Source organism: Mycobacterium sp. NGS68, assembly GCF_059812195.1.
In genome coordinates, this window is sequence record NZ_JCALCE010000001.1 from 492,241 (window position 1) to 512,941 (window position 20,701).

General features: G+C 67.7%; 22 protein-coding genes. 9 read left to right on the forward strand and 13 right to left on the reverse strand.

The genetic code is table 11. From position 1 onward, the window contains the following. Window positions 1-6: 6 nt before the first annotated feature. From AC5Y5V_RS02225 to AC5Y5V_RS02245, 5 genes are all read right to left on the reverse strand, one after another. Window positions 7-1,011: an AAA family ATPase gene (locus AC5Y5V_RS02225; RefSeq protein ID WP_499930952.1), complete on the reverse strand. Its 1,005-nt coding sequence runs from the start codon at window positions 1,009-1,011 to the stop codon at window positions 7-9. Between the two features lie 32 nt (window positions 1,012-1,043). Continuing rightward, window positions 1,044-1,988, reverse strand: a complete 945-nt coding sequence (locus AC5Y5V_RS02230) for a hypothetical protein (protein WP_499930953.1) — start codon at window positions 1,986-1,988, stop codon at window positions 1,044-1,046. A gap of 260 nt (window positions 1,989-2,248) precedes the next feature. Beyond that, entirely contained in the window at window positions 2,249-2,833 is a 585-nt protein-coding gene (locus tag AC5Y5V_RS02235; protein WP_499930954.1) for a sensor domain-containing protein, read from the reverse strand. Between the two features lie 132 nt (window positions 2,834-2,965). Further along, window positions 2,966-3,712 (reverse strand): sensor domain-containing protein, encoded by a 747-nt coding sequence (locus tag AC5Y5V_RS02240; RefSeq protein WP_499930955.1) that lies wholly within the window; start codon window positions 3,710-3,712, stop codon window positions 2,966-2,968. A gap of 170 nt (window positions 3,713-3,882) precedes the next feature. Beyond that, the gene (locus tag AC5Y5V_RS02245) at window positions 3,883-4,653 is read right to left on the reverse strand and encodes an SDR family NAD(P)-dependent oxidoreductase (RefSeq protein WP_499930956.1); all 771 of its coding nucleotides are present in this window, start codon (window positions 4,651-4,653) and stop codon (window positions 3,883-3,885) included. Window positions 4,654-4,754: 101 nt separating this feature from the next. On the opposite strand from AC5Y5V_RS02245, the gene AC5Y5V_RS02250 reads away from it, so the two are divergent. From AC5Y5V_RS02250 to AC5Y5V_RS02260, 3 genes are read left to right on the forward strand one after another with little or no spacing between them, the layout of a single operon-like run. Beyond that, the gene (locus tag AC5Y5V_RS02250; RefSeq protein WP_499930957.1) at window positions 4,755-5,807 is read left to right on the forward strand and encodes an ABC transporter permease; all 1,053 of its coding nucleotides are present in this window, start codon (window positions 4,755-4,757) and stop codon (window positions 5,805-5,807) included. Window positions 5,808-5,810: 3 nt separating this feature from the next. After that, window positions 5,811-6,797, forward strand: a complete 987-nt coding sequence (locus tag AC5Y5V_RS02255) for an ABC transporter ATP-binding protein (protein WP_499930958.1) — start codon at window positions 5,811-5,813, stop codon at window positions 6,795-6,797. 20 nt (window positions 6,798-6,817) lie between these two features. After that, window positions 6,818-7,615, forward strand: a complete 798-nt coding sequence (locus AC5Y5V_RS02260; RefSeq protein ID WP_499930959.1) for a class I SAM-dependent methyltransferase — start codon at window positions 6,818-6,820, stop codon at window positions 7,613-7,615. Here AC5Y5V_RS02260 and AC5Y5V_RS02265 read toward each other — a convergent pair whose 3' ends face one another. Beyond that, window positions 7,616-7,996 (reverse strand): hypothetical protein, encoded by a 381-nt coding sequence (locus tag AC5Y5V_RS02265; protein WP_499930960.1) that lies wholly within the window; start codon window positions 7,994-7,996, stop codon window positions 7,616-7,618. 110 nt (window positions 7,997-8,106) lie between these two features. Further along, the gene (locus tag AC5Y5V_RS02270; RefSeq protein ID WP_499930961.1) at window positions 8,107-8,937 is read right to left on the reverse strand and encodes an alpha/beta fold hydrolase; all 831 of its coding nucleotides are present in this window, start codon (window positions 8,935-8,937) and stop codon (window positions 8,107-8,109) included. A 65-nt stretch (window positions 8,938-9,002) separates the two neighbouring features. Here AC5Y5V_RS02270 and AC5Y5V_RS02275 point away from each other — a divergent pair, with 65 nt between their 5' ends. After that, window positions 9,003-9,605 carry a TetR/AcrR family transcriptional regulator gene (locus tag AC5Y5V_RS02275; protein WP_499930962.1) on the forward strand — a complete coding sequence of 201 codons (603 nt, stop codon included), beginning with the start codon at window positions 9,003-9,005 and terminating at the stop codon, window positions 9,603-9,605. 254 nt (window positions 9,606-9,859) lie between these two features. Here AC5Y5V_RS02275 and AC5Y5V_RS02280 read toward each other — a convergent pair whose 3' ends face one another. Together AC5Y5V_RS02280 and AC5Y5V_RS02285 are read right to left on the reverse strand one after the other, a co-directional pair. Next, window positions 9,860-11,128 (reverse strand): metal-dependent hydrolase family protein, encoded by a 1,269-nt coding sequence (locus AC5Y5V_RS02280; RefSeq protein ID WP_499930963.1) that lies wholly within the window; start codon window positions 11,126-11,128, stop codon window positions 9,860-9,862. Between the two features lie 80 nt (window positions 11,129-11,208). Then, the gene (locus AC5Y5V_RS02285; protein WP_499930964.1) at window positions 11,209-12,153 is read right to left on the reverse strand and encodes a CE1 family esterase; all 945 of its coding nucleotides are present in this window, start codon (window positions 12,151-12,153) and stop codon (window positions 11,209-11,211) included. Window positions 12,154-12,228: 75 nt separating this feature from the next. Between AC5Y5V_RS02285 and AC5Y5V_RS02290 the strand changes: the two genes are divergently transcribed. Then, on the forward strand, window positions 12,229-12,669 hold the full coding sequence (locus AC5Y5V_RS02290) for a MarR family winged helix-turn-helix transcriptional regulator (RefSeq protein WP_499930965.1): 441 nt from the start codon (window positions 12,229-12,231) through the stop codon (window positions 12,667-12,669). On the opposite strand, the gene AC5Y5V_RS02295 is transcribed toward AC5Y5V_RS02290, so the two are convergent. Together AC5Y5V_RS02295 and AC5Y5V_RS02300 are read right to left on the reverse strand one after the other, a co-directional pair. Next, window positions 12,670-13,233, reverse strand: a complete 564-nt coding sequence (locus AC5Y5V_RS02295) for a DUF3558 domain-containing protein (protein ID WP_499930966.1) — start codon at window positions 13,231-13,233, stop codon at window positions 12,670-12,672. Between the two features lie 11 nt (window positions 13,234-13,244). Then, the gene (locus tag AC5Y5V_RS02300; RefSeq protein WP_499931098.1) at window positions 13,245-14,108 is read right to left on the reverse strand and encodes a polysaccharide deacetylase family protein; all 864 of its coding nucleotides are present in this window, start codon (window positions 14,106-14,108) and stop codon (window positions 13,245-13,247) included. 248 nt (window positions 14,109-14,356) lie between these two features. Between AC5Y5V_RS02300 and AC5Y5V_RS02305 the strand changes: the two genes are divergently transcribed. Then, window positions 14,357-15,376 (forward strand): NAD(P)H-dependent flavin oxidoreductase, encoded by a 1,020-nt coding sequence (locus AC5Y5V_RS02305; RefSeq protein ID WP_499930967.1) that lies wholly within the window; start codon window positions 14,357-14,359, stop codon window positions 15,374-15,376. Between the two features lies 1 nt (window position 15,377). Here AC5Y5V_RS02305 and AC5Y5V_RS02310 read toward each other — a convergent pair whose 3' ends face one another. Next, window positions 15,378-16,325 carry a LysR family transcriptional regulator gene (locus AC5Y5V_RS02310; protein ID WP_499930968.1) on the reverse strand — a complete coding sequence of 316 codons (948 nt, stop codon included), beginning with the start codon at window positions 16,323-16,325 and terminating at the stop codon, window positions 15,378-15,380. A 71-nt stretch (window positions 16,326-16,396) separates the two neighbouring features. On the opposite strand from AC5Y5V_RS02310, the gene AC5Y5V_RS02315 reads away from it, so the two are divergent. The 3 genes from AC5Y5V_RS02315 to AC5Y5V_RS02325 are packed head-to-tail and all read left to right on the forward strand — an operon-like array spanning window position 16,397 to window position 19,252. Continuing rightward, window positions 16,397-17,515: a hypothetical protein gene (locus tag AC5Y5V_RS02315; protein ID WP_499930969.1), complete on the forward strand. Its 1,119-nt coding sequence runs from the start codon at window positions 16,397-16,399 to the stop codon at window positions 17,513-17,515. A 28-nt stretch (window positions 17,516-17,543) separates the two neighbouring features. Next, window positions 17,544-18,071 (forward strand): UGSC family (seleno)protein, encoded by a 528-nt coding sequence (locus tag AC5Y5V_RS02320; RefSeq protein ID WP_499930970.1) that lies wholly within the window; start codon window positions 17,544-17,546, stop codon window positions 18,069-18,071. Further along, window positions 18,068-19,252, forward strand: coding sequence for a CaiB/BaiF CoA transferase family protein (locus AC5Y5V_RS02325; RefSeq protein ID WP_499930971.1), 1,185 nt, complete (start codon window positions 18,068-18,070; stop codon window positions 19,250-19,252). The genes AC5Y5V_RS02320 and AC5Y5V_RS02325 overlap by 4 nt, the downstream gene beginning before the upstream one ends. Here AC5Y5V_RS02325 and AC5Y5V_RS02330 read toward each other — a convergent pair. Next, complete coding sequence (locus AC5Y5V_RS02330; RefSeq protein WP_499930972.1) at window positions 19,234-20,640, reverse strand: alpha/beta hydrolase domain-containing protein; 1,407 nt, start codon at window positions 20,638-20,640, stop codon at window positions 19,234-19,236. The two genes, AC5Y5V_RS02325 and AC5Y5V_RS02330, sit on opposite strands and share 19 nt — an antisense overlap. Window positions 20,641-20,701: the final 61 nt, after the last annotated feature.

Consider the following 20,701-nt stretch of genomic DNA (forward strand, 5'->3'; position numbering starts at 1 on the left):
GGCTTTTCAGGGCACCCGCACGACTTGCAGGACCGCGTCCACGACGGCGTGCGGGGTGACCTTGGTGGCAGCCGCCTCAAAGCTGAGGATCAACCGGTGAGCGAGCACCCGGTGCGCCATGTGCTGAATGTCTTCGGGCCGTGCGTGATTGCGCCCCCGCAGCAAGGCGAGCGCGCGGGCGCTCTCGCAGAACGCGATGGTGGCGCGCGGCGAGGCGCCGTACTCGATGAATCGGCCCACCTGCGGGGGCAGCGCGGCTGGGGTGCGGGTCGTTGCGACCAGTTGGCTGGCGTAGTGGATCAGCGCGGGATCCATGTGGATGTTGCGCGTCACCGCTTGCATGCGCCGCACGTCGTCAAGGGTGATCACCGCGTTCGGGGCCCGGTTCTTGTCGTAGATGCCCGCGTCGCGGCGGGCCATCACCTCGACTTCTTCAGCGGCACTGGGATAGCGCAGGATGTCTTTGAGCATGAATCGGTCGGTTTGGGCCTCCGACAGCGGGTAGGTCCCTTCCTGATCCACCGGGTTCTGGGTGGCGATCACCAAGAACGGCTCGGGCATCGGATACACCGTTCCCGCGATGGTGGTTTGGCGTTCCTCCATCGCCTCCAGCATCGCGCTCTGCGTCTTGGCGCTCGAGCGGTTGATTTCGTCGAGTAGCACGATGTTCGCGTGCACCGGGCCGAGTTGCGTGGCAAAGGAATTCGTGGCGGATTCGTAGATCTGGGTGCCCAGGATGTCGCTGGGCAACAGGTCGGGTGTGCATTGGATGCGCGCGAAGTGGCCGTGGATGGATTCCGCGATCACCCGCGCCGCCGTCGTCTTGGCAAGCCCCGGAACACTTTCGATCAACACATGTCCGCCGGCCAGCAGCCCGATCAGCAGTGACTCGCGCAAATTGTCTTGTCCCACAACTTTGGTGGCGAACGCCTGCGACAGCGCGCCGATGCAGCGTTGCGCGGCGTCGATGTCTTGATGGCTGGGTTGCACCCGAGCGGCAGCAGTGGTCATGGGCCTTCTCACATCAGCAAAATGGGGTGGGTTCAGTGAAAACTCAGCGCCGGTGGGCTTTTGGCCATATCAGCGGTGCCGGACAAGAACTGGGTGACGTCACCGAGCCGCGTAGATCCTTCGGTGGTCTTCACCGTGATCGGTGCCTTGGCCTCGCCGAAGAACCGCAGTTCCAGCCGATAGGGGTCGAAGCTATCGAAATTGACGTCGCTGATGTCGGCGGGCCCCCAGGTAGCGGTGCCCTCGACCAGGCCGCGCGGATTGACATTCATCGGGCATCCCGGCGGGGAAAGCTGATTGGACCTCTGGCAGTTGGCCAGCTGAGCACGCAGTTCGTCGCGGGCCGCGTTGCGGCCGCTGTCCGACAAGGTGAACGTCGGCTGTAACCACGCCTGGCCGAACAACCCGAGCTGATCCAGCAGCAGAGATTTGGCCGTCACCGTGATATACGGATTGCTGCTGGCCACGTCGACCCAGCCCGGGAACACATACACGGTGGATTGTCCGCGCGGTTTGCCGAAGAACGTCACCGTCTTGGCCGTCGCGTCAGAACTGATCATCGTGTCCGGTTTGATCTGGATCGCAGCAGCGGGCAGCTTCCAGCTGCCGTGGTCCTTCTTCACCTGCAAGGTGGTGTCAGAGACCTGGTCTCCGAAGTTGGCAACCACATGCACCTGAGCGAACCCGAGGCTGGACCCCGACGAGTCGTCGTTGAGGATCCGCACGTTGCTGATCGGCCACCGGGCGATCTGCTTCTTGAGGATGTCATCACTCAGTAACTCCTTGCTGGCGGGCTGATCCGAGCCGTAGGACAGCGCAGCCTCGGCATCGCCATGCGCCAGCGCCGACAAGTAGCCCTTGACGGCATCGGCGGCCGAGCCCGCGCCGCCATGGCCGGCGCGGCCAACCAGCGTGATCACCAACACGATCACGACCACCACGATCACCGCGCTGCCGGCACCCAGTGTGACCCACAATGGTTTTCGGCTCCGACGCATAGGCGGCGCCGGCCAACCCGGCGGCGGGCCCGGCAATCCCGGCGGCGGCCCCGGCATTCCCGGCGGCGGCCCCGGTGCCCAGGCCGCACCCGGCTGGACCGGCGGCTGCCAGCCCACCGGCGGCTGCGGGTGCGGGCCTTGCGCTCGCGGAGCCCACCGGTCGCCCGCCGGGCCGCCGCCCACGGGGTTAGGGCCACCGAAACCCCCGCCCGACCAACCAGTCACCCGTCGCCCCCCTATCAGTGCGCCATCTTGGCGGCGATTGCATTGACCAAGGCCGATGCTGTCGCCGCCGTCATAGCCATGCCCGCCACGTATACATCGATCACCACATTGGACCGCGACGCGATCGCGTGCGCCATCGTGCGCCCCTCACCGCCCTCGACAGTGTCGACCACCGTCGAGATTTCGTCAGAGATGCGCGGAAACCCCACGGTGAACCAGTGAGTCTTCCCATCCGGCGGCGGATCGGTGGAGCTGATGTGCGTGCCGGCGCAGCGATCCCACGTCAGACCGACACGTACCACGAACCGTGCTGCCGCATCGGCGCTGGGAAACGACACCACGCCCTGATCGATATGCGAAGAGTGATTGTTGGCCGGCTCGGCCACTTTGCGTCCGACGGCCCCGGTGTAGCCCGTCCCGTTGTAGGCCGTCCACATCGTGTTCCAGACGGCTTCCGCGCACGACGGATCCGAGTATGTCTCGCCCACCGGCGGCGGAATGCCGTTGTAGGGATCGAATGTCACCATTCCTGCGATTCCGACGATGTCGCTGACCTGCCCGTCCGAGAGGAGCAATGCGTCCAGACCGGCGGGGGTCACGACCGGAGCCTTCCCGTCCGCGGCCGGTCTCGCGCGCGCAGTGCCCGTGACCGTGGTCGAGCACCCCACGGCGACGCCCGCACACGCCAGCGCCGCCAGTACAGCGCACGCATTACCGCCGATCCTCGGCATCTAACTCACCGGTACCTTCGCCGCGATCGCCTTGGCAACCGTCTCGCCCTGGTCGACGGGATGATCGGTGCAGACAGCGACGTCGACCGCGACGTTGTTGCGCACCGTCAGCGCCCGCTGGCATCCCCAACCGCGGGAGTCGTCCTGAGTCGAGGGCATGGTGAGCATTCCGTCGTGTTCGCTGGCCTCGCCGAACTTGAAGAAGTCCTTCGCGGGTGCGTCCGTGAGATAGCGCTCCTCCAGGCGGCGGTTGTTGCAGGTGCGCCAGGCGGCCACCTGTCTGCGGTAGAACGCGCCGGCATCGATCGGCAGCGGAAACGACGCCACCGCCATGAAGACCTTCACTTGGGTCCCGGCGTTGGAGCCGTTTCCGACGAACTGGTCGCGTACCGCAATCCAGCCGCTCCCCTCGTACGCCGGTCCCCATGCCGTACGCCACGTGACCGCGCAATCGTTGGACGTCGTATCGCCTCGCGACATCGTCGTATAAGTATTTTTCGCCACCAGGCCAGTCGCGTTCAGTAACCCGTTCAGCTGCTCCGCCGGCAGCAGCAGTCCCTCCAGTGCCGCTACCTTCACCTGCGCAGGATCATGCCCCAGATCAGGCGCCGGGACCGCGGTACCCTCCGTCACCACCGTGCAGCCGGACACCACCGCGGCCAGCGCGAGGACGCCTCCGTCCCGTAACCGGGGGCGGGCACGTCGGCGGCGTCGGCCGAACGCGCCGTTCAGCGCGAACGCACCCATGAAATGCCCTCCCGATCTGCCTGCACGCGTAATTTTATCGGCGCGAGTCGACAGTCAACTTCGCCGTCGGGATCCGCGTCAATTCACGCGGGGCTGCGCTGAGCCCGCCGAGCAGACGCAAAAGTCCCCGATTGGCCAAATTGAGGGGCTTTTGCGTCTGCTCGCCACCTTTAGGCGCCCACCATCATCAGCCCGCCGTCCACCGCCAGCAGCTGCCCGGTGATGAAGCCCGAACCGGATCCGGCGAGGAATACCAGCATCGGCCCGACGTCGCGCACGGGATCACCCAGCGCCCCGCCGAGCGGAATCATCGTCTTGAGCTGTTGGTCGATCAGGGCGCTGGCGTCCGGTCCGAGGAAATCCCGCAGCCGCTCGGCGCCGGGTGTCTGCACCGCGGGCGCGAGGGCGTTGACGGTGACGTTGTCGGCGGCCCAGACGCGCGCCGCGGATCGCGTCCACGCCTGCACCGCGCCCTTGGTGGCCGCGTAGACGGCAGAGATCGGGCTGCCGGCGACGGCTTCCGACGAACCGAAGTTGATGATCCGGCCGCCTTTGGGCCGCTGGTCTTTCATCACGGCGTACGCAGCCTGATTGGTCAGGATCGTCGCCTTCACGTTGGTGTCCAACAGGAACGAGATCTCGTCGGCGCTGACATAGCCGGGCACGCCCGGCTGCCACAGGCCCGCGGCATTCACCAGGACGTCGAGCCCGCCGAGTTCCCCGGCCGCCTGGCCGACCATCGCCGAGACGGCGTCGGCGTCGCGCACGTCGCACTGCAGCCACTTCGCCTCGAGATCGTCCGGCGGCGGTGTCCGGTGGTGCGTCGCGGCGACCTCGGCGCCGGCCTCGGTGAGAACCCGCACGGCGGCCGCACCGATACCCGTCGCCGCGCCGGTCACCAGGATCCGACGGCCTTGCAGGGGCGGCGTCTCGTCTGCCATGGCGGTCACGCTATATGCCGAGGCCAGAGGGCCTGCGGACGGGACAAAAAACAATAGGTAAACCGAACCCCTCGGCGGTCCCAGATCGGTAACCTCACCACATGTTGTTGGCGGCCTTGCGTGATATGCAATGGCGGAGGCGGCGCCTTGTCATTGCGATTATCAGCACCGGACTGATCTTTGCGATGACGCTGGTTCTGATCGGGCTTTCGAACGGCTTCCGGGTCGAGGCCGAGCGGAGCGTCGACTCCATGGGGGTCGACACATTTGTGATCAAATCCGGCGCCGCCGGGCCGTTCCTGGGCGCCACTCCGTTTGCCGAGGCCGAGCTGAGCCGGGCTCGCGATGCGCTGGGTCCGACGGCGGAGGCGGTCCCGCTGGCCTGCGCGTCGTCGACGGTTGTGGACGGCACCTCAAGACGGAACGTCACGGTCTTCGGGGCCCCCGGCACGGGGCTCGGCATGCCACACATGTCGGAAGGCGATGCGCCGTCGACGCCGGACCAGGTCGCCGTGTCGAGCGAGCTGAAGCGGCACGTCGGCGAGGAGATTCAGGTCGGCGCGCGGACGTTGCGAGTCGTGGGCATCGTGCCGAATTCGACCACGCTGGCCAAGACGCCCAACGTGTTCCTGACCACCCGCGGCGTACAACTCTTGTCGTTCAACGGGCAACCGATCATCTCCTCGATCGCGGTCAAGGGCACAGCCCAGCACCTGCCCGACGGCTTCCAGGCCGTCAACCGGGCGGCCGGCGCCGCCGATTTGCTGCGCCCGGTGAAGGTCGCAGCGGGTTCGATCACGATCGTGGCCGGACTGATGTCGGTGGTGGCGATCCTGATCGTCGGGTCGGTGGTCTACCTGTCCGCGCTGGAGCGCCTGCGGGACTTCGCGGTGTTCAAGGCGATCGGGGTGCCGACGCGGTCGATCCTTGCCGGCCTCGCGCTGCAGGCCGTCATCGTGACGCTGCTCGCGGCCGTGTTGGGAGTGCTGTTTTCGCTGGTGCTCGCGCCGACGTTTCCCATGCTGGTCGTGGTGTCGCCCGGCGCCTACCTGGGTCTACCGCTGGCCGCGATCCTGATCGGCCTGCTGGCCAGTCTCGCCGGCTTCCGGCGCGCGGTGGCCGTCGATCCCGCGCTCGCCTTTGGAGGACCCTGACCGATGAGCGATCTGAACATCAAAGATCTCGTCGTCGAGTACTCCAGCGGCGGGTACGCGGTGCGCCCGATCAACGGGTTGAACCTCGACGTGCCCGCGGGGTCGCTGGTCATCCTGCTCGGGCCCAGCGGCTGCGGTAAGACGACGCTGCTGTCCTGCCTCGGCGGCATCCTGCGCCCGAAATCCGGGGAAATCACTTTCGACAACGCCGACATCACCAAGCTCGAGGGCAAGGCGCTGGCGCAGTACCGGCGCAATAAGGTCGGGATCGTATTCCAGGCGTTCAACCTGGTTCCCAGCCTCACCGCCCTGGAGAACGTGATGGTGCCGCTGCGGGCGGCCGGGCAGTCGCGCGCGGACGCACGCGAAAAGGCCGAGGAGCTATTGACGCGCGTCAATCTGGGCGAGCGGATCAAGCACAAGCCGGGCGACATGAGCGGCGGACAGCAGCAACGCGTCGCGGTCGCTCGCGCGATCGCGCTCGATCCGCTGTTGATACTCGCCGACGAACCGACCGCCCACCTGGACTTCATTCAGGTGGAGGAGGTGCTGCGACTGATCCGGTCGCTGGCGCAGGGCGAACGCGTGGTGGTGGTGGCCACGCACGACAGCCGGATGCTGCCGCTGGCCGATCGCGTCGTCGAGTTGACGCCGACGGTCGCATCGACGACGAACCGGCCGCCGGAGACCGTGCGCCTGAAGGCCGGCGAGGTGCTGTTCGAGCAGTCCACGATGGGCGAGCTGATCTACCTGGTCGCCGAGGGCGAACTAGAGATAGTTCGCGAATTGGCCGACGGCGGTGAGGAATTGGTGAAGGTCGCCAAGACCGGGGACTACTTCGGCGAGATGGGCGTGCTGTTTCACATGCCGCGGTCGGCGACCGTGCGGGCGCGTACCGACGCGACCGTCATCGGTTACACGGCGCAGGCTTTCCGCGAGCGCCTGGGCGTGGGCGGGATCAGCGAGCTGATCGACCATCCCGAGCTGTAGCGGCGGTTAGCATTCGGGTTATGGACCCGGGTTTGGAGCATGCGCTGAGGCTTCGTCGCACCTTTGATGCGGGAGCCGAGCTGTATAACGCGGCTCGGCGGCCCTATCCGGAAGAACTGTGTGACGCGCTGGTCTCAGCCACTAATCTCACGGATGGCGCCAGGCTGCTGGAAATTGGACCCGGCACCGGGCAGGCGACGAAACCGCTCGCCTCGCGTGGGTTCGAAATAACGGCGGTCGAGTTGGGCGCCAATTTGGCCGAAGTTGCGCGCCGCGAGCTGCGCGATTTTCCGGCAGTGCAGATCATCACGGGCGCCTTCGAAGAAGTGGAGCTACCGTCAAATAGCTACGACCTGGTGTACGCGGCAACGTCATTTCATTGGATAAGGCCGGAAATCAAGTTCACCAAGCCACACGAATTGCTCAAGCCCGGTGGCCATCTGGCGGTGATTCGCAGCGAGGATGTATCGGACGAGAGCGGCGACGATTTCCTCAGGGCTTCACAACCGATCTACGACAAATACACATCGAATGGTGACGGTGGTGAGTTTCGTCTGCCCCGCGTCGCCGATCTTCGGCCGGCCGAGGTGGATGACGAGCTATTCGAGCACATCTATTTCAATGCCTTTCCGAAGATCTACCACTTTACGGCGCAGCAGTACACCGACCTGCTCGGGACGTATTCGGGACAAATCGCAATGCAGCCGGATGCGCGGCGCGAATTCCTACGGGAGATTGCCGCACTCATCGACGACAAATTCGACGGTCGGATACACCGGCGCTTCGCAAATACGTTGTCGATAGCGAGGCGCAAATAGCTAGGGAAGTGCGCCCTGCTGGCACAGGCTGAACAACACGTAGGCGACGCAGACCAGGAAATTCAGCACCACCAGGACGAGGCCCGCGAACATCAGCGAGCGACTGCCGCGTCGTTGTAGCCGCCGCAACTTCGCAACCCGTGCCTCGTCGTTGAACCGGGTTGCGATCAACGCGAAGTTGAGGTCGGTGATCTCGTCGTCCGTCATCGGCAGGCCGGCCAGCATCTCCTGGAGGCGTTCCGGGCTGGTGTTGACGCCGACCGCCGCGAAGCACTTGCTCAGCCGCCGCGCCCGCCTGCGGCCAAGGACCTGACCGCGCACGTGTAGTTGGCGCGATAGCTGCCTTCGTTGGTCGCCCCAGGGGTTTGACGGGGTCGTCACAACGGGGATCATAATTCGCCCGGACCGCTTTCGGGGAGGTACGCGCCAAATATCTTGGCGTGGCGCCGGGCTGCGCTTGCCGTCGCCTGCGCGGTCGGTTGCCTCGCCGCTCAGGCGGGCACGGCGACCGTCGCCAACAGATCCGCGAGCCGGTCGGGCCGGTCCAGCATCGAGAAGGTGCGCGCGCCCTCGATGACCTCGAGGCGGGCGTTCGGCAGGATCTCGGCGAGCCGGCGCCCGTCGTCCTGGGGGAAGAACGTGTCGTCGGCCGACCAGGCGATCAGCGCGGGCTTGTCGAACTCGGGCAGCCGGGCCGCCACGCCGGTGGTGACTTCCGTGCGCAACGACAGGGTGAACTCGCGTAGGTCCTCGACGATCGCGGGATTGGAAAGCGCCGGGCGGACCCAGACCTCGGTGAGAGCGTCGATGTCGCTGTGCGCCAGTCCTTCGAACGCACGCTTGCGCGCAACCGGTGCCCGCATGACTTGGGCGGCGGTGCGGAACAGCTTCTTGGACTTCGCGGCCGCGATCAGCGGCTTGAGGATCGGCGGCGGAAAGTGCTCGAACGCATCGCAACTCGTCAGCACCAGGGCGCCGAGTCGCTCGGGATGATGCACCGCGACGAGTTGGGAAACGACGCCGCCGGTGTCGTTGCCGACCAACACCACGTCGTCGAGGTCGAGAGCCGCCAGCGTGTCGGCGACGATCTTGGCGACGCCGTTGATGGTGCGGTCGGCGCCGGGGCGCAGCGGCTCCGGATGCGCACCCAGCGGCCAGGTGGGGGCGATGCAGCGCAGGCCCTGGCCCGCGAGTCGCTGGCTGACCTGGCGCCAGAGTTCGCGGCCCATCATGTACCCGTGCACGAACACGACGGGTCGGCCGTCGTCGGGTCCGGTTGCTTCGTAGTGGATGGTTCCGGCGCTAATGTCGATCGTCGGCATATGGGCTCCTACTTCGAGATATTGTTACAAACAGGCTGTCTGTTCGTAAGTTACCAACAGGTTGTATGGAAATCAAGAGACGCACCCAGGAAGAGCGCTCCGCGGCGACCCGTGATGCGCTGATCTCGGCCGCCCGCAAGCTGTGGGGGCAGCGGGGTTACGCGGAGGTGGGGACGCCCGAGATCGCGCGGGAGGCCGGCGTCACCCGAGGCGCGATGTATCACCAATTCACCGACAAGGCAGCGCTATTCCGCGACGTCGTCGAGGCGGTGGAGCAGGACGTCATGGCCCGGATGGCGGGCGTCGTCGCCTCCTCGGGCGCGACGACGCCCGCCGACGCGATCCGGGCCGCGGTGGACGCCTGGCTCGATGTCTCCAGCGATCCCGAGGTGCGTCAGCTGATCCTGTTGGATGCACCCGCCGTGCTCGGCTGGGCGGGTTTCCGCGACGTGGCCCAGCGCTACAGCCTGGGCATGACCGAACAACTGCTTACCGAGGCGATCCGCGCCGGGCAGCTTGTTCGGCAACCGGTGCGGCCGTTGGCCACCGTGATGATCGGCGCGCTGGACGAGGCAGCCATGGCGATCGCGATGTCCGACGATCCGAAGCGCGCCCGCAAGGAGATCAGGTTCGTGCTGCGCCGGTTGATCGACGGGCTGCTTTCGTAGGGCTTGGCCGCAGCGTTGAGTCTGCGCTGAGCGTGCTGTCCACTCGTACTAATGCGCAGTGGACGCAGAGTCAGCGGCGTGAACCGGGGGGCGGGTTGGCCGCAGCGTTGAGTCTGCGCTGAGCGTGCTGCCTACTCGTACTAATGCGCAGTGGACGCAGAGTCAGCGGCGTGAACCGGGGGGCGGGTTGGCCGCAGCGTTGAGTCTGCGCTGAGCGTGCTGTCCACTCGTACTAATGCGCAGTGGACGCAGAGTCAGCGCGGCGAAGCCGAGTCCGCTGCTTCCTTCACCAGCTGACCGTCCTTGATGATGGCGGTGAAGGCCTCGTCGGGGCGGGCAATCAGCGAGATGTCCGCGACCGGGTCGCCGTCGACGAGGATCAGGTCGGCCAGCGCGCCTTCGGCCACCACGCCCAGTCGCCCCGGGTAGGGATTGCGCGGCCCGGACATGGCGAGCAATTCGGCGTTGCGGAACGTTGCCTGCTGCAGCACCTGGGCCGGTGTGTACCAGCGGGTCAGCTTGGCGAGTTGAGCGCCCTGTCGGGTGGCCAGCTTCGCGTCGAACAGGGTGTCGGTCCCGAACGCCACCTTGACCCCGTGTTTGATGGCCAGCTCGTAGGCGGTGTCGGTGCCAGCCACCATCTCCCGGAATTTCGCCTGGTTCGCCGGCGGCAGCGGCACCGCGTCCTCGTCGTTGAGAAACGGCTGCAGGCACCACCAGACGTCCTTTTCGGCCAGCAACGCGGCCGTCTCCTCGTCGGCGAGGTGGCCGTGCTCGACGCAGCGCACTCCGGCCTCGACCGCCGTGCGGATGGCCCGCGGGGTGTAGGCGTGCACGGTGACGTATGTGCCCCAGTTCTCGGCGGCCTCGACGGCCGCGTGCATCTCGGCCCGCGTGTACTGGGCGACGTCGAGCGGGTCGTAGGGCGAGGCGCATCCGCCGCCTGCCATCAGCTTGAGCTGCGACGCACCCCGCCGCAGCATCTCGCGCGCGCCACGCAGCACCTCGGCCTCGCCGTCGGCGATGACGGCGGCTCCGATGATCTCCGTGTAGCTGAGGTGCCCGGCCACGCCGCGAGGAACATCGTTGGGCAGCCGGAAGTCGCCGTGGCCGCCGGTCTGGGAGATGAAGCCACCCGCCGGGAAGATGCGGGGGCCCGGGATGGCGCCCTCGTCGATGGCTTGCTTGATGCCGAACACCGGACCGCCGAGGTCGCGGACCGTGGTGAAACCGCGCAGAAGCGTGTCTCGGGCGCTGACGACCGCCTTGGCGAAGACGTAGCCCACTTCGCTGAGCTGCGCGACGACCGCCGGGATGGTGGTCAAGGTCGCGTGCCAGTGGGCGTCGATCAGCCCCGGTATGAGCGTCTGGCCGGTGCCGTCGATGTCGACGCCCCCGGCAGGCTCGGCGGACCCCGCCGGCGCGACCGACGCGATCAGCCCGTCGCGGACGGTGACGTCATACGGCCCGACGATCCGGGCGTCGACGCTATCGAAGACGTTGACGTTCGTGATCCGCAGCACGTGGTCCAGATTAACCCCGCCGAGCAGACGCAAAAGCGCCCCATTTCGGTCGGAAATGGGTGCTTTTGCGTCTGCTCGCCCTAGTGGTGGTGCTCGGTGAAGAACTGCCAGATGGTGTGGGTGGCATCGAGGGCGGTCGACGGTTGGGGCTTGCCCAAAACGTCCAGGATCGGCGAGGGCTCGCCGCCGGGCCACTGATGGCCGGCCCCCGCCACCGAGATCAACTCAACCGTCCGGTCGTCCGCGCAGCCGGCCGTCGAGGTCGTCACCGGCCCGGCGGTGCTGGACGCGGGTTCCGCGCACGCGTCGATGGACCGCCAGGTCGCATTCACCGCCGGCACCGAGGGCCCGTCGACCCGCGGGGCGCCATCGAGGAACGAGAAGGCCTTGCCCGGGCCGCCGTCGTAGGGGACGCGTTCGTCGGCGATGCCGTGGATCTGCAGCACCGAGGTCGGCCGCGCCCGTGAGCAGTCGGTCAGCAGCGTGCCCGCGACGGGCGCGATCGCGCCGAACAGGTCGGTCTGGCAGCCCAGCCGCAGCGCCATCATGGCCCCGTTGGACATGCCGGTGGCATACACCCGCGCCGGATCGATCGAGGTCTGCCGCTCGATCGTGGAGACCATGGCCGTGAGGAATGCGACGTCGTCGACGTCGCTGCGCGCCGGTTGCCCGCAGCACGACCCGGCGTTCCAGGCACGGTTCAGCCCGTCGGGGTAGGCGACCAGGAAATGGCCGCCGTCGGCCTCGGTGTCCCAGTGATACGAGCGCTCGGCCTGCGCCCCGTTGCCGAAGCCGCCGTGCAGCATCACCACCAACGGCGCGGCGCCCGTCAGCCCCTGCGGCCGGTAGAGATGGAAGGTGCGGCTCACGCCGCCGGACTGGATGGTCTGGGTGGACTTTCCGACCGGGATCGACTTCGCTTCGGGCGTCCCCACCGCATGTCCGCCGCCCAGGCACCCGCCGATCAGCAGCACCAGTGTTGCGAGCAGGCACACGCCGAGTGCCCGAACGTGTCGCGACCGCATGGCTCCATGGTGGCAGCGGACGCCGATTTTGACAAGCAACTTGTCAATCTGGCTTCAGGTGGCACACTCAGGGCCATGCGACGAATCGGGGACGGTCAGTGGGAGCCGACGGTGCCGGCCCTGCTGCGACTGGTCGCCGCGTCCGGCGCCCCGCGGCTGAGGGCAGCATTCGCGGAAGCCGGGCTCGACGGGATCCGGCCCGGGCAGGCGGTGGCGCTGGTACCGCTGTTGGCCGGCGGGCTGCACGCATCGGATCTGGCCGATCGGCTCGGGGTGAGCCGTCAGGCGGTGGCGCAGGGGGTCGCGGCGCTGGAGCGCCACGGCTACGTGACGCGGGTGCCCGATCCCGCCGACGCGCGCGCCCGACTCGTCGAGCTGACGGCTCGCGGTCGTCAGGCACTGCGGGTAATGCGTTCGAATGCAGTCGATTTGGAGCATCGTTGGCAGGAATTGCTGGGCGAGAAGCGGTTTAACGAGTTGCGGGACACCCTGAAGATGTTGTTGGCGGCGGATTGATCAGGTGGCGGCCGCAATCGATCGCCGGGACAGCTCGACAACGATGTCGCAGGGGTTCGGAAATGGCTTTCTGCCGAACTGAACAGACCATTCGAAGAAGTCGTCGCGGTACTGGATGCCGATGTCGCAGAGATAGTCGCCGAGGCGCGCGTTGCCCTCCACCGCGATGTAGCCGTCGTGCCCGTCGACGGTGATGTCGTTGACCCGGTCGCGCGACAACTCCTCACTCTTGCGTTCGCGGCCGATGGGGCTGCCTCGATACCAGCTGAAGGAGATCAGGACCGACGAGTTGCGGCCGCGGCGCTGCAGCCACTGACAGCCGACCGAATTGCGCGAGGCGGGGGGCAATGGGGAAATCCCCGTCAGCCGGGAAAGGACATCTTCGCTGACGCCGCCGCACATCGGGAAGTTCGGGCCGTGCGCGGCAACGGGTTTGGTGGACGGCGTGGACCGAGCCGGCTGGTCGGCGGGCCCGGACGAGCCGCCCGAACACGCCGCCAACAGTGTCGTCGCGAGGGCGACGACGAGCGCTTCGCCGGCGGTGGAATTTATCCGGCCCGGCATTCCGCTTGCCGCTAAGGGGTTTTCAGAAAGACGTCGTTGAGGGTGACGGTGCGCAGGTTGCGGGCGCGGATGACCTCGACCAGTTGCGGGTAGACGTGGGTGACCGGCAGGTGGTTGAGGTGCCCGATCACGATGGCCTGCGGCGTGAAGTACTGGTTGGCCATCTTCACGATGTATTCCTCGGTGATCAACGTCGAATCCGACAGCGAGCCCGACCACAGGACGGGAACGGTGTACCCCAGGTCGGCCGCGACGGCGTCGACGTCGGCGTTGTGCTTCGCGTACGGCGGCCGCCAGTACGGCTTCACGCCGACGCCGTAGGTCTTCTTCAGAAAGTCGTCGTTGCGCGTGAGCTGTTGGGCTATCTGGCTTTTCGTCTGCGTCGTCAGATCCGGATGCGACCAGGTGTGGTTGCCCAGCTGGATCTGCCCGGACTCCACCAGCGGCCGCAGGATCGCGGCGTTCTCGGTCCACGAGTCGTAGACGCCGTTGACAAAAAACGTCAGCCGCACGCCGGTGTCCTTCGCGAATTGCGTGTAGGCGCGCACTACTTCGGTGCTGACGCCGTCGTCGACGGTCAGGGCGAGCAGGTCACCCTGACCGGGAAGCTTCATCAGTGCCCCGCCGCCGGGCAGCCGGATGCGGGCGGCAGAAGCGGGGGGTGGCAGCACGTGCGCCGCCGGGGCCACTGCGGCCGCGCCCGGACCCGGCGCAGCAGCGCCGGCGGCATTGGCCATGGGCGCTTGGGCGAACGTGCGCGGCTGCGGATCGATCACCAGCCGGGCCGCGCCCACGCCGGCGACCGTGGCCGCCGCGAGCGCCCCGAGGAAGCGGCGGCGGTTGAGCTCCGCCGCCGCGCGTCGCTGCTGGGCGATCTGTCTACGGTGCTCCGCGCGGCTCGCCGACCTCGGCGGGGAGTACCCACCGGGTGGCTGAAAAGACGCGGTCACAGCAGCGAACCGTACCATTACCAGGGCCAATATGTCGGATTCGTCGCGGGGGGTCAGCTGTGAGATCACCTTGTGATCTCCGATGGCTGACCGCGCCGGACTTCCCGCGGCGAGGCTGTCGGCAACGATCGGCGATATGACCAGGATCACATAGGGACGGCAGGTGGCACGCCATGCTCGAGCAGTTCGGAATGTCCTTCCCCGTCGTCGCCGCCCCGATGGCGGGCGGGCCGACGACGCCGGCGATGGTGTGCGCGGCGACGCGGTCCGGGGGCCTCGGCATGCTGGCCGCCGGCTACAAGTCGACCGAGGCCGTGGCAGCGGAGATCAACCAGGTGCGCGACGAGGGCGTCGCGTTCGGGATCAACGTGTTCGCACCCAACCCACTGCCCGTCGACCCGCAGGCCTACCGAACCTACGCCGCGATCCTTCAGCGTGACGCCGACCAGTTCGGCCTGACCCTGCCCCCGGATCCCATCGATGACGATGACCGCTTCGACGACAAGATCGCGCTGCTGCTGGACGACCCCGTGCCGATCGTGTCCTTCACCTTCGGCATTCCGCCGCGCGACGTGATCACCGCGCTGCGACGGGCCGGCAGCCTCGTGATGCAGACGGTGACGACCCCCGATCAGGCGGTGCAGGCGCACGCGGCCGGGGTCGACCTGCTCGCGGTGCAGGCGTCGACGGCGGGCGGGCACTCCGGCACCCTCACGCCGCGCGAACCGGTCGTCGAGACGCCGATCGTCGAGCTGATCCGCGGCGTCACCGCGGCCGTGGACCTTCCCGTCGTCGCGGCCGGGGGGCTGGCCACCCCGCAGGCCGTCGCCGAGGTGGTCCGTGCGGGCGCCGCCGCGGCCATGGTCGGCACGGTGTTGCTACGCGCCACCGAGAGCGGCGCCTCGAAGACCCATCAGGCCGCCCTCACCGACCCGCAGCGCACCGAGACGGTGCTGACGCGGGCGTTCACCGGCCGGCCCGCCCGCGGCCTGCGCAACGACTTCATCGACGCCCACGAGGCGCAGGCCCCGCTGGGCTATCCGGCGATCCACTACCTCACCACCGGGCTGCGCAAGGCGGCGGCGGCCGCCGGGAAGCCCGACTTCGTCCACCTGTGGGCGGGCACCGGATACCGCCACGCCACCGCCGAACCCACCGCCGACATCCTGCAGCGACTCGCGTCGCGCGTCTGACCTAGCGCCGATCGTCCGACGCGAGCTGCGGGTAGTGGCGGTTGAGGTCGCTCAGGTACTCGGGCGCCGCCCGCACGGCGACGTCGAGAAACGAACGCAGCGTTGGTGATTGGTTCGACGTGCGCCAGGCGAGGGCCAGCGGCCGGTACGGCAGCGGGCCGCTCAGCGGGATGAACCGCACACCCTTTCGGCTCAGGTTGATGAATGAAGTTGGCAACAAGGCGATTCCGGCTCCGGACGCGACCAGGGCCAGGATCGTCTGGATGCGCGGCACCTCGTCGACGATCGGCGGATCGATGTCGTGCATGCGAAACAACTCCACGACGTCCGCGTAGGTGGTGGTCGCCGCGGCCCGGGTCCACATGATGACTGGTTGATCCGCCAGCACTGACGGGGCGATCCGCTGGTGCCCGGCGAGCGGATGGTCCTCCCAGACGACGGCGACCAGCGGATCGTCGATCAGCGTCTGGATGGTCAACGCCCGCTCGTCCACGGGGCCGCGCAGGAAGGCGACATCCAGGCGGTGTTCGGCCAGTTGCGCGACCTGCTCGGCGGTGCCCAGTTCGGTGAGCTCGAGCTTGACGTCGGGGTAGTCGCGGCGGTGCGCGCGCATGACGTAGGACAGCACGCCGTCCACCGCGGCCTGCAGCGCACCGATGTGGAGATGCCCGAGCTGACCGGCGCCGGCCCGGCGCGCCGCCGCGAACGCCCGCTCGGCGTGGGTGAGCGCCAGCCGGGCCTCCTCGTAGAGGGCGCTGCCCGCGTCCGTGAGCTCGATCGGGCGCCGGGTCCGGTCGATAAGGTCCACGCCCAGTTGGCGTTCCAACTTCTGGATCTGCTGACTCAGCGGCGGCTGGGCGATGTGCAGCCGTTCGGCGGCGCGGCCGAAGTGCCGCTCCTCGGCGACGGTCACGAAGTACCGAAGCAACCGCAGCTCCGGATCAGCCATATCTACAGAATATAATTGCTGTCTCAATATGTCTTGGACTGTGAAGATGGCTCGGCCTTACGGTTTTGCCCATGACCGCAACGATCACCTTGACCAGCCGCGCCGACGAGCGCGACCTCGTGGAGCACTACTTCGACCAGCCGTGGAGCGACGGCCTGCCGGTCGTCCCGCCGACACCCGAGCGCGTCGCCGCGGTGCTGGACGTCCTGGGCGGGCACCCGCGGGAACTCGTGGCCCGCATTCCGCCGCGATGGGGCAGCCTGACCCGCGAACTGCTGGCCGTGAACATGGTGATGGCCGGCTGCAAACCCGAGTACGCGCCCGTCGTACACGCGGCCGTCCTCGCCCTGGCCGACGCGCGGTTCAACCTCAACGGGATCCAGGCGACGACGCACGTCGTCGCACCGCTGATCGTCGTCAACGGCCCGATCGCCCGCCGGATCGGAATGAACGCCGGCGGCAACGTGTTCGGCTCCGGCAACCGCGCCAACGCGACCATCGGGCGTGCGATTCGGCTGATCATGCTCAGCGTCGGCGGCGGCATCCCCGGCGAACTCGACAAGAGCACGCTGGGTCACCCCGGCAAGTACACGTTCTGCATCGCCGAGAACGAGGAGGCCAGCCCGTGGGCGCCCTATCACGTCGAGCACGGATACGCGCCCGACGACAGCACCGTCCTGGTGATCGGCGCGGAAGCCCCACACAGCGTCACCAACCACATTTCCGATGACCCACAAGGGATTCTGGACTCCATCGCGTCGGCGATGAGCACCGTCGCGCACAACAACGCGGTGCTCGGCGGCTCCTGCACCGTGGTGATCGGCGTCGAACACGCCCGCACCATCGCCTCTTTCGGCTGGAGCCGGGACGACGTCCGTCGTTACCTGTGGCTCAACGGCACCAACGACTGGAACGACGTGAGTTACGGCGACCGCTACGCGCCACCCGGCGGCCACACCTATAACCGGAATCTGCCGAAGTGGTATCCGCGCGAAGCGGGTCGGCGAGTGCCGATCGTCTTTACCCCGGACGACATTCACCTATTCGTCGCGGGCGGGGCCGCCGGCCGGTTCTCGGCGTTCCTGCCAGGGTGGAGCACCGCCACCACGCCGGTGCTTCGCGCCGTCGAAGGCTCCGAGGGTTCCGACGGCCGCGAGCTGGAGTGCTCCGACGGTGCCTGCCGACTTTGAAATGCCGATTCACCGAGAGGAACTGACAATGACCGACTACGCATACGACCCGTGCGGGGTTGTCGAGGTGGAGACGATCCCGATGGCCACCCGCCCGATCGGACCCTTAAGCCTGCGGCTGGGCGTGCTGAGCAACACCAAGTGGAACGCCGCCAAGTTGCTGCGCGCCACGGTACGCGAACTGACCGAGCAGGGAATGACTTTCGCGTCCGTCACCTACTACGACAAGCACCACTTCTCGTCGGACGCGAGCCCCGAGCTGATCACCCAGATCGCCGCGGAGAACGACATAGCGCTAACCGCGATCGGCGACTGCGGCTCGTGCTGCTCGTCGTGCGTGAACGACGCGGTGCGGCTGGAGGCGGCGGGGCTGCCGACCGTGGCCATCGTGACCACCGAATTCGAGCATGAGGCCCGCCTGCAGCGTGAGTCGCGCGGGATGGCCGGCCTGCAACCCGCCGTCGCCACCCACCCGATCAGCAGCCTGACCCTCGATCAGCTCGACGGACGCGCCGCCGAGATTGCGCCACAAGCCCGCCGGATCTGGTCGGCATGACGAACCAACAGCCCCTTACGCAACTGCTGGTGGCCGACTTCTCCAGGGTGCTGGCGGGACCGTACTGCACGATGACCCTCGGTGATCTGGGGGCCGAAATCGTCAAGGTGGAACGGCCCGGCGGCGACGAGACGCGAGCTTTCGGCCCGCCGTTCGTCGACGACGAAAGCGCCTATTACCTTGGCGTCAACCGCAACAAGCGCAGCATTGTGCTGGACCTGCGCGACGCCGAGGACCTGCGGGTGGCCAGGGCCCTCGTCGAACGCGCCGACGTGGTGGTGGAGAACTTCCGGCCCGGCATCATGGCACGATTCGGCCTGGACGAGCCCGCGGTCCGCCGGTCCAACCCCGGCGTGGTCTATTGCAGCATTTCGGCGTTCGGTACCGCCGCGGGGCGCGACCTGCCCGGCTACGACTTGCTGGTCCAGGCGCTCGGCGGGCTGATGAGCATCACCGGGTCCGATGCCGACAGCCCGACCAAGGTCGGGGTGGCCCTGGTCGACGTGCTGGCCGGCCTGTTCGCCACGGTCGGGATCCTGGCGGCGCTGCGCGAGCGGGACCGGTCCGGGCGGGGACAGCACGTGCAGATCAACCTCATGTCCTCGCTACTGTCCGCCCTGTCCAATCAGTCCGCCAGTTACGTTCTGGCCGAACAGATCCCGCGCGCCATGGGCAATGGGCACGCCAGCATCGCACCCTACGACACGTATCAGGCCGGCGACGGGGCAATCGTGCTGGCGGTCGGCAACGACAAGCAGTTCGGCGCCCTGTGCGACGTGCTGGGAATCCCCGGGCTGGCAACCGACGAACGGTTCCGCACCAACGCGCTGCGGGTAAGCAACCGGGCGCCGCTGCGTACGCGGCTGGAACGCGCGTTGGCGACCAACTCGGCGGCGTACTGGTCGAAGACGCTGCCCGCGTGGGGGATCCCGGCCGGCGCGGTCAACGACATCGCCGAAGCGTTCGCCTTCGCCGAACAGCTTGGACTGCAACCGATCCGGAGCACGGAAGACGGCGACACCCGATTCGGCGCCCAGGTCGCCAGCCCGATCAGCCTGTCGGCCACGCCGGTGCGGTACCGGACCAGGGCGCCGTTGCTCGGCGAGCACAGCACCGAGATCCGCAACTGGCTGTCTCGACGTCGTTGGCTGCCAAGGAGGTATCAGTCGCTGGCGGGGTAGGCCGCGGCGGAGATCTCGAGGATCTCTTCGCGGTCGGCCGGCAAGATGAACCCCGACCCGATCGCCGAATCCAGGGCCGCGGTGAAGCGATCCAGGTACTCGTCGCGCCCGCCGGGGTAGAGCCGCCGCAGCGTTGCGCCGTCGAACATCTCGCCCGAGCCGAAGATGGCCGTCATGATGCTCTCGGGACCGCCGGTGCCCGACGTTCGCGCCACCGGCACGTCCACCCAGGGCGTGCGGATGCCGCCCTGCGCAAGGCCGTTGGCATCCAGCACGGGCTCGGCCGGGTCGGCGTCGGCGTCGGTCAGCTCGATGTCCGCGCCACTCGGCGGCGCCTCACCCGTTCGGACCCAGTGGTGCAGCCCGGACAGGGCCGCCTGCAGCACGTAGTGGTGTTGCGGGGCGAAATTGATGCAGTGCTGTAGTTGCTGACCCATCAGCATGTTCGTCGGCGCGTAGGCCGCCAGGATGTCGCCGATCGGCGCGGAGCCCGAATCGATCGGTGCCACTTGGATCGTGTAGTTGTCGGCATGGGCGGTGCCGGCGATCTCCCAGACCCGCAGCCGGTCGTTATCCGGCTGCCGCGCAAGGTGATAGCCCGACCGGATGCCGCCGAAGAGGTCGGTCTCGGTGATGACCGCGACGAGCGGGACCCGCAGGTCGGGACTGAATCGGACGACCTGCGCCGCGCCATCCTGCGGCTCGTCGAAGATGGACCCGTCGTCCAGGGGTGCGGCCGCCCCGAATCGGGAGTGCACCAGGAACCCGTCGTACACCTGCGCCACCGGGTCGACGGCGTTGACGTAACTCGTCATGAACAGTGCCGATTGGGACTCGCCCATGGCCAGGACGTGCTCGACGCGCAGCCCGCGCAGCAGATCGTCGCTGCGGATCAGCCGACCGACCTGAGAGAAGATGTCGTACGAGAAGGCGTCGCCGGGGTGGGTCAGGGGCGCATAGCGCTCCGGATTCTGGCTCTTGAGCGACATGTCGATGCCCATCAGGCTGGTCCCGCCCTGGATGCCGACCTGCTGGGCCGAGACCCCGACGTACGCGTAACCGGCGCGCACGATTTCGCGATGCGCCATGAACCAGACCGCCGGTGCGTCGATGCCACCGCTCACGTTGAGCCACTCGACGAGCACGGTGCCGTTGAACCGGGCGGGGTCCGTCGGCGTGACCGCGACCAGCCGGGTGGTGAAATCGGCGGTGCCCGAAGGCGTTACCGGCCACCGACCGTCCGGGCCGAGCTCTGCCGTCGGCGCATAACGCGAGGCGGTTCCGGCGACGAAGAACTCCTCGGCGCCGTAGCCGAGCGCGCCGACGTCGAAGGCACCCAGCAGCAGGGCCGGCTTTCCGGGTACGGGCGTGACAACCGGGTGGTCCATTACAGCGTCCTGTCGATATGTAAAGGAGAGACTGTTACTTCGTACACCACCGCTCACGGCG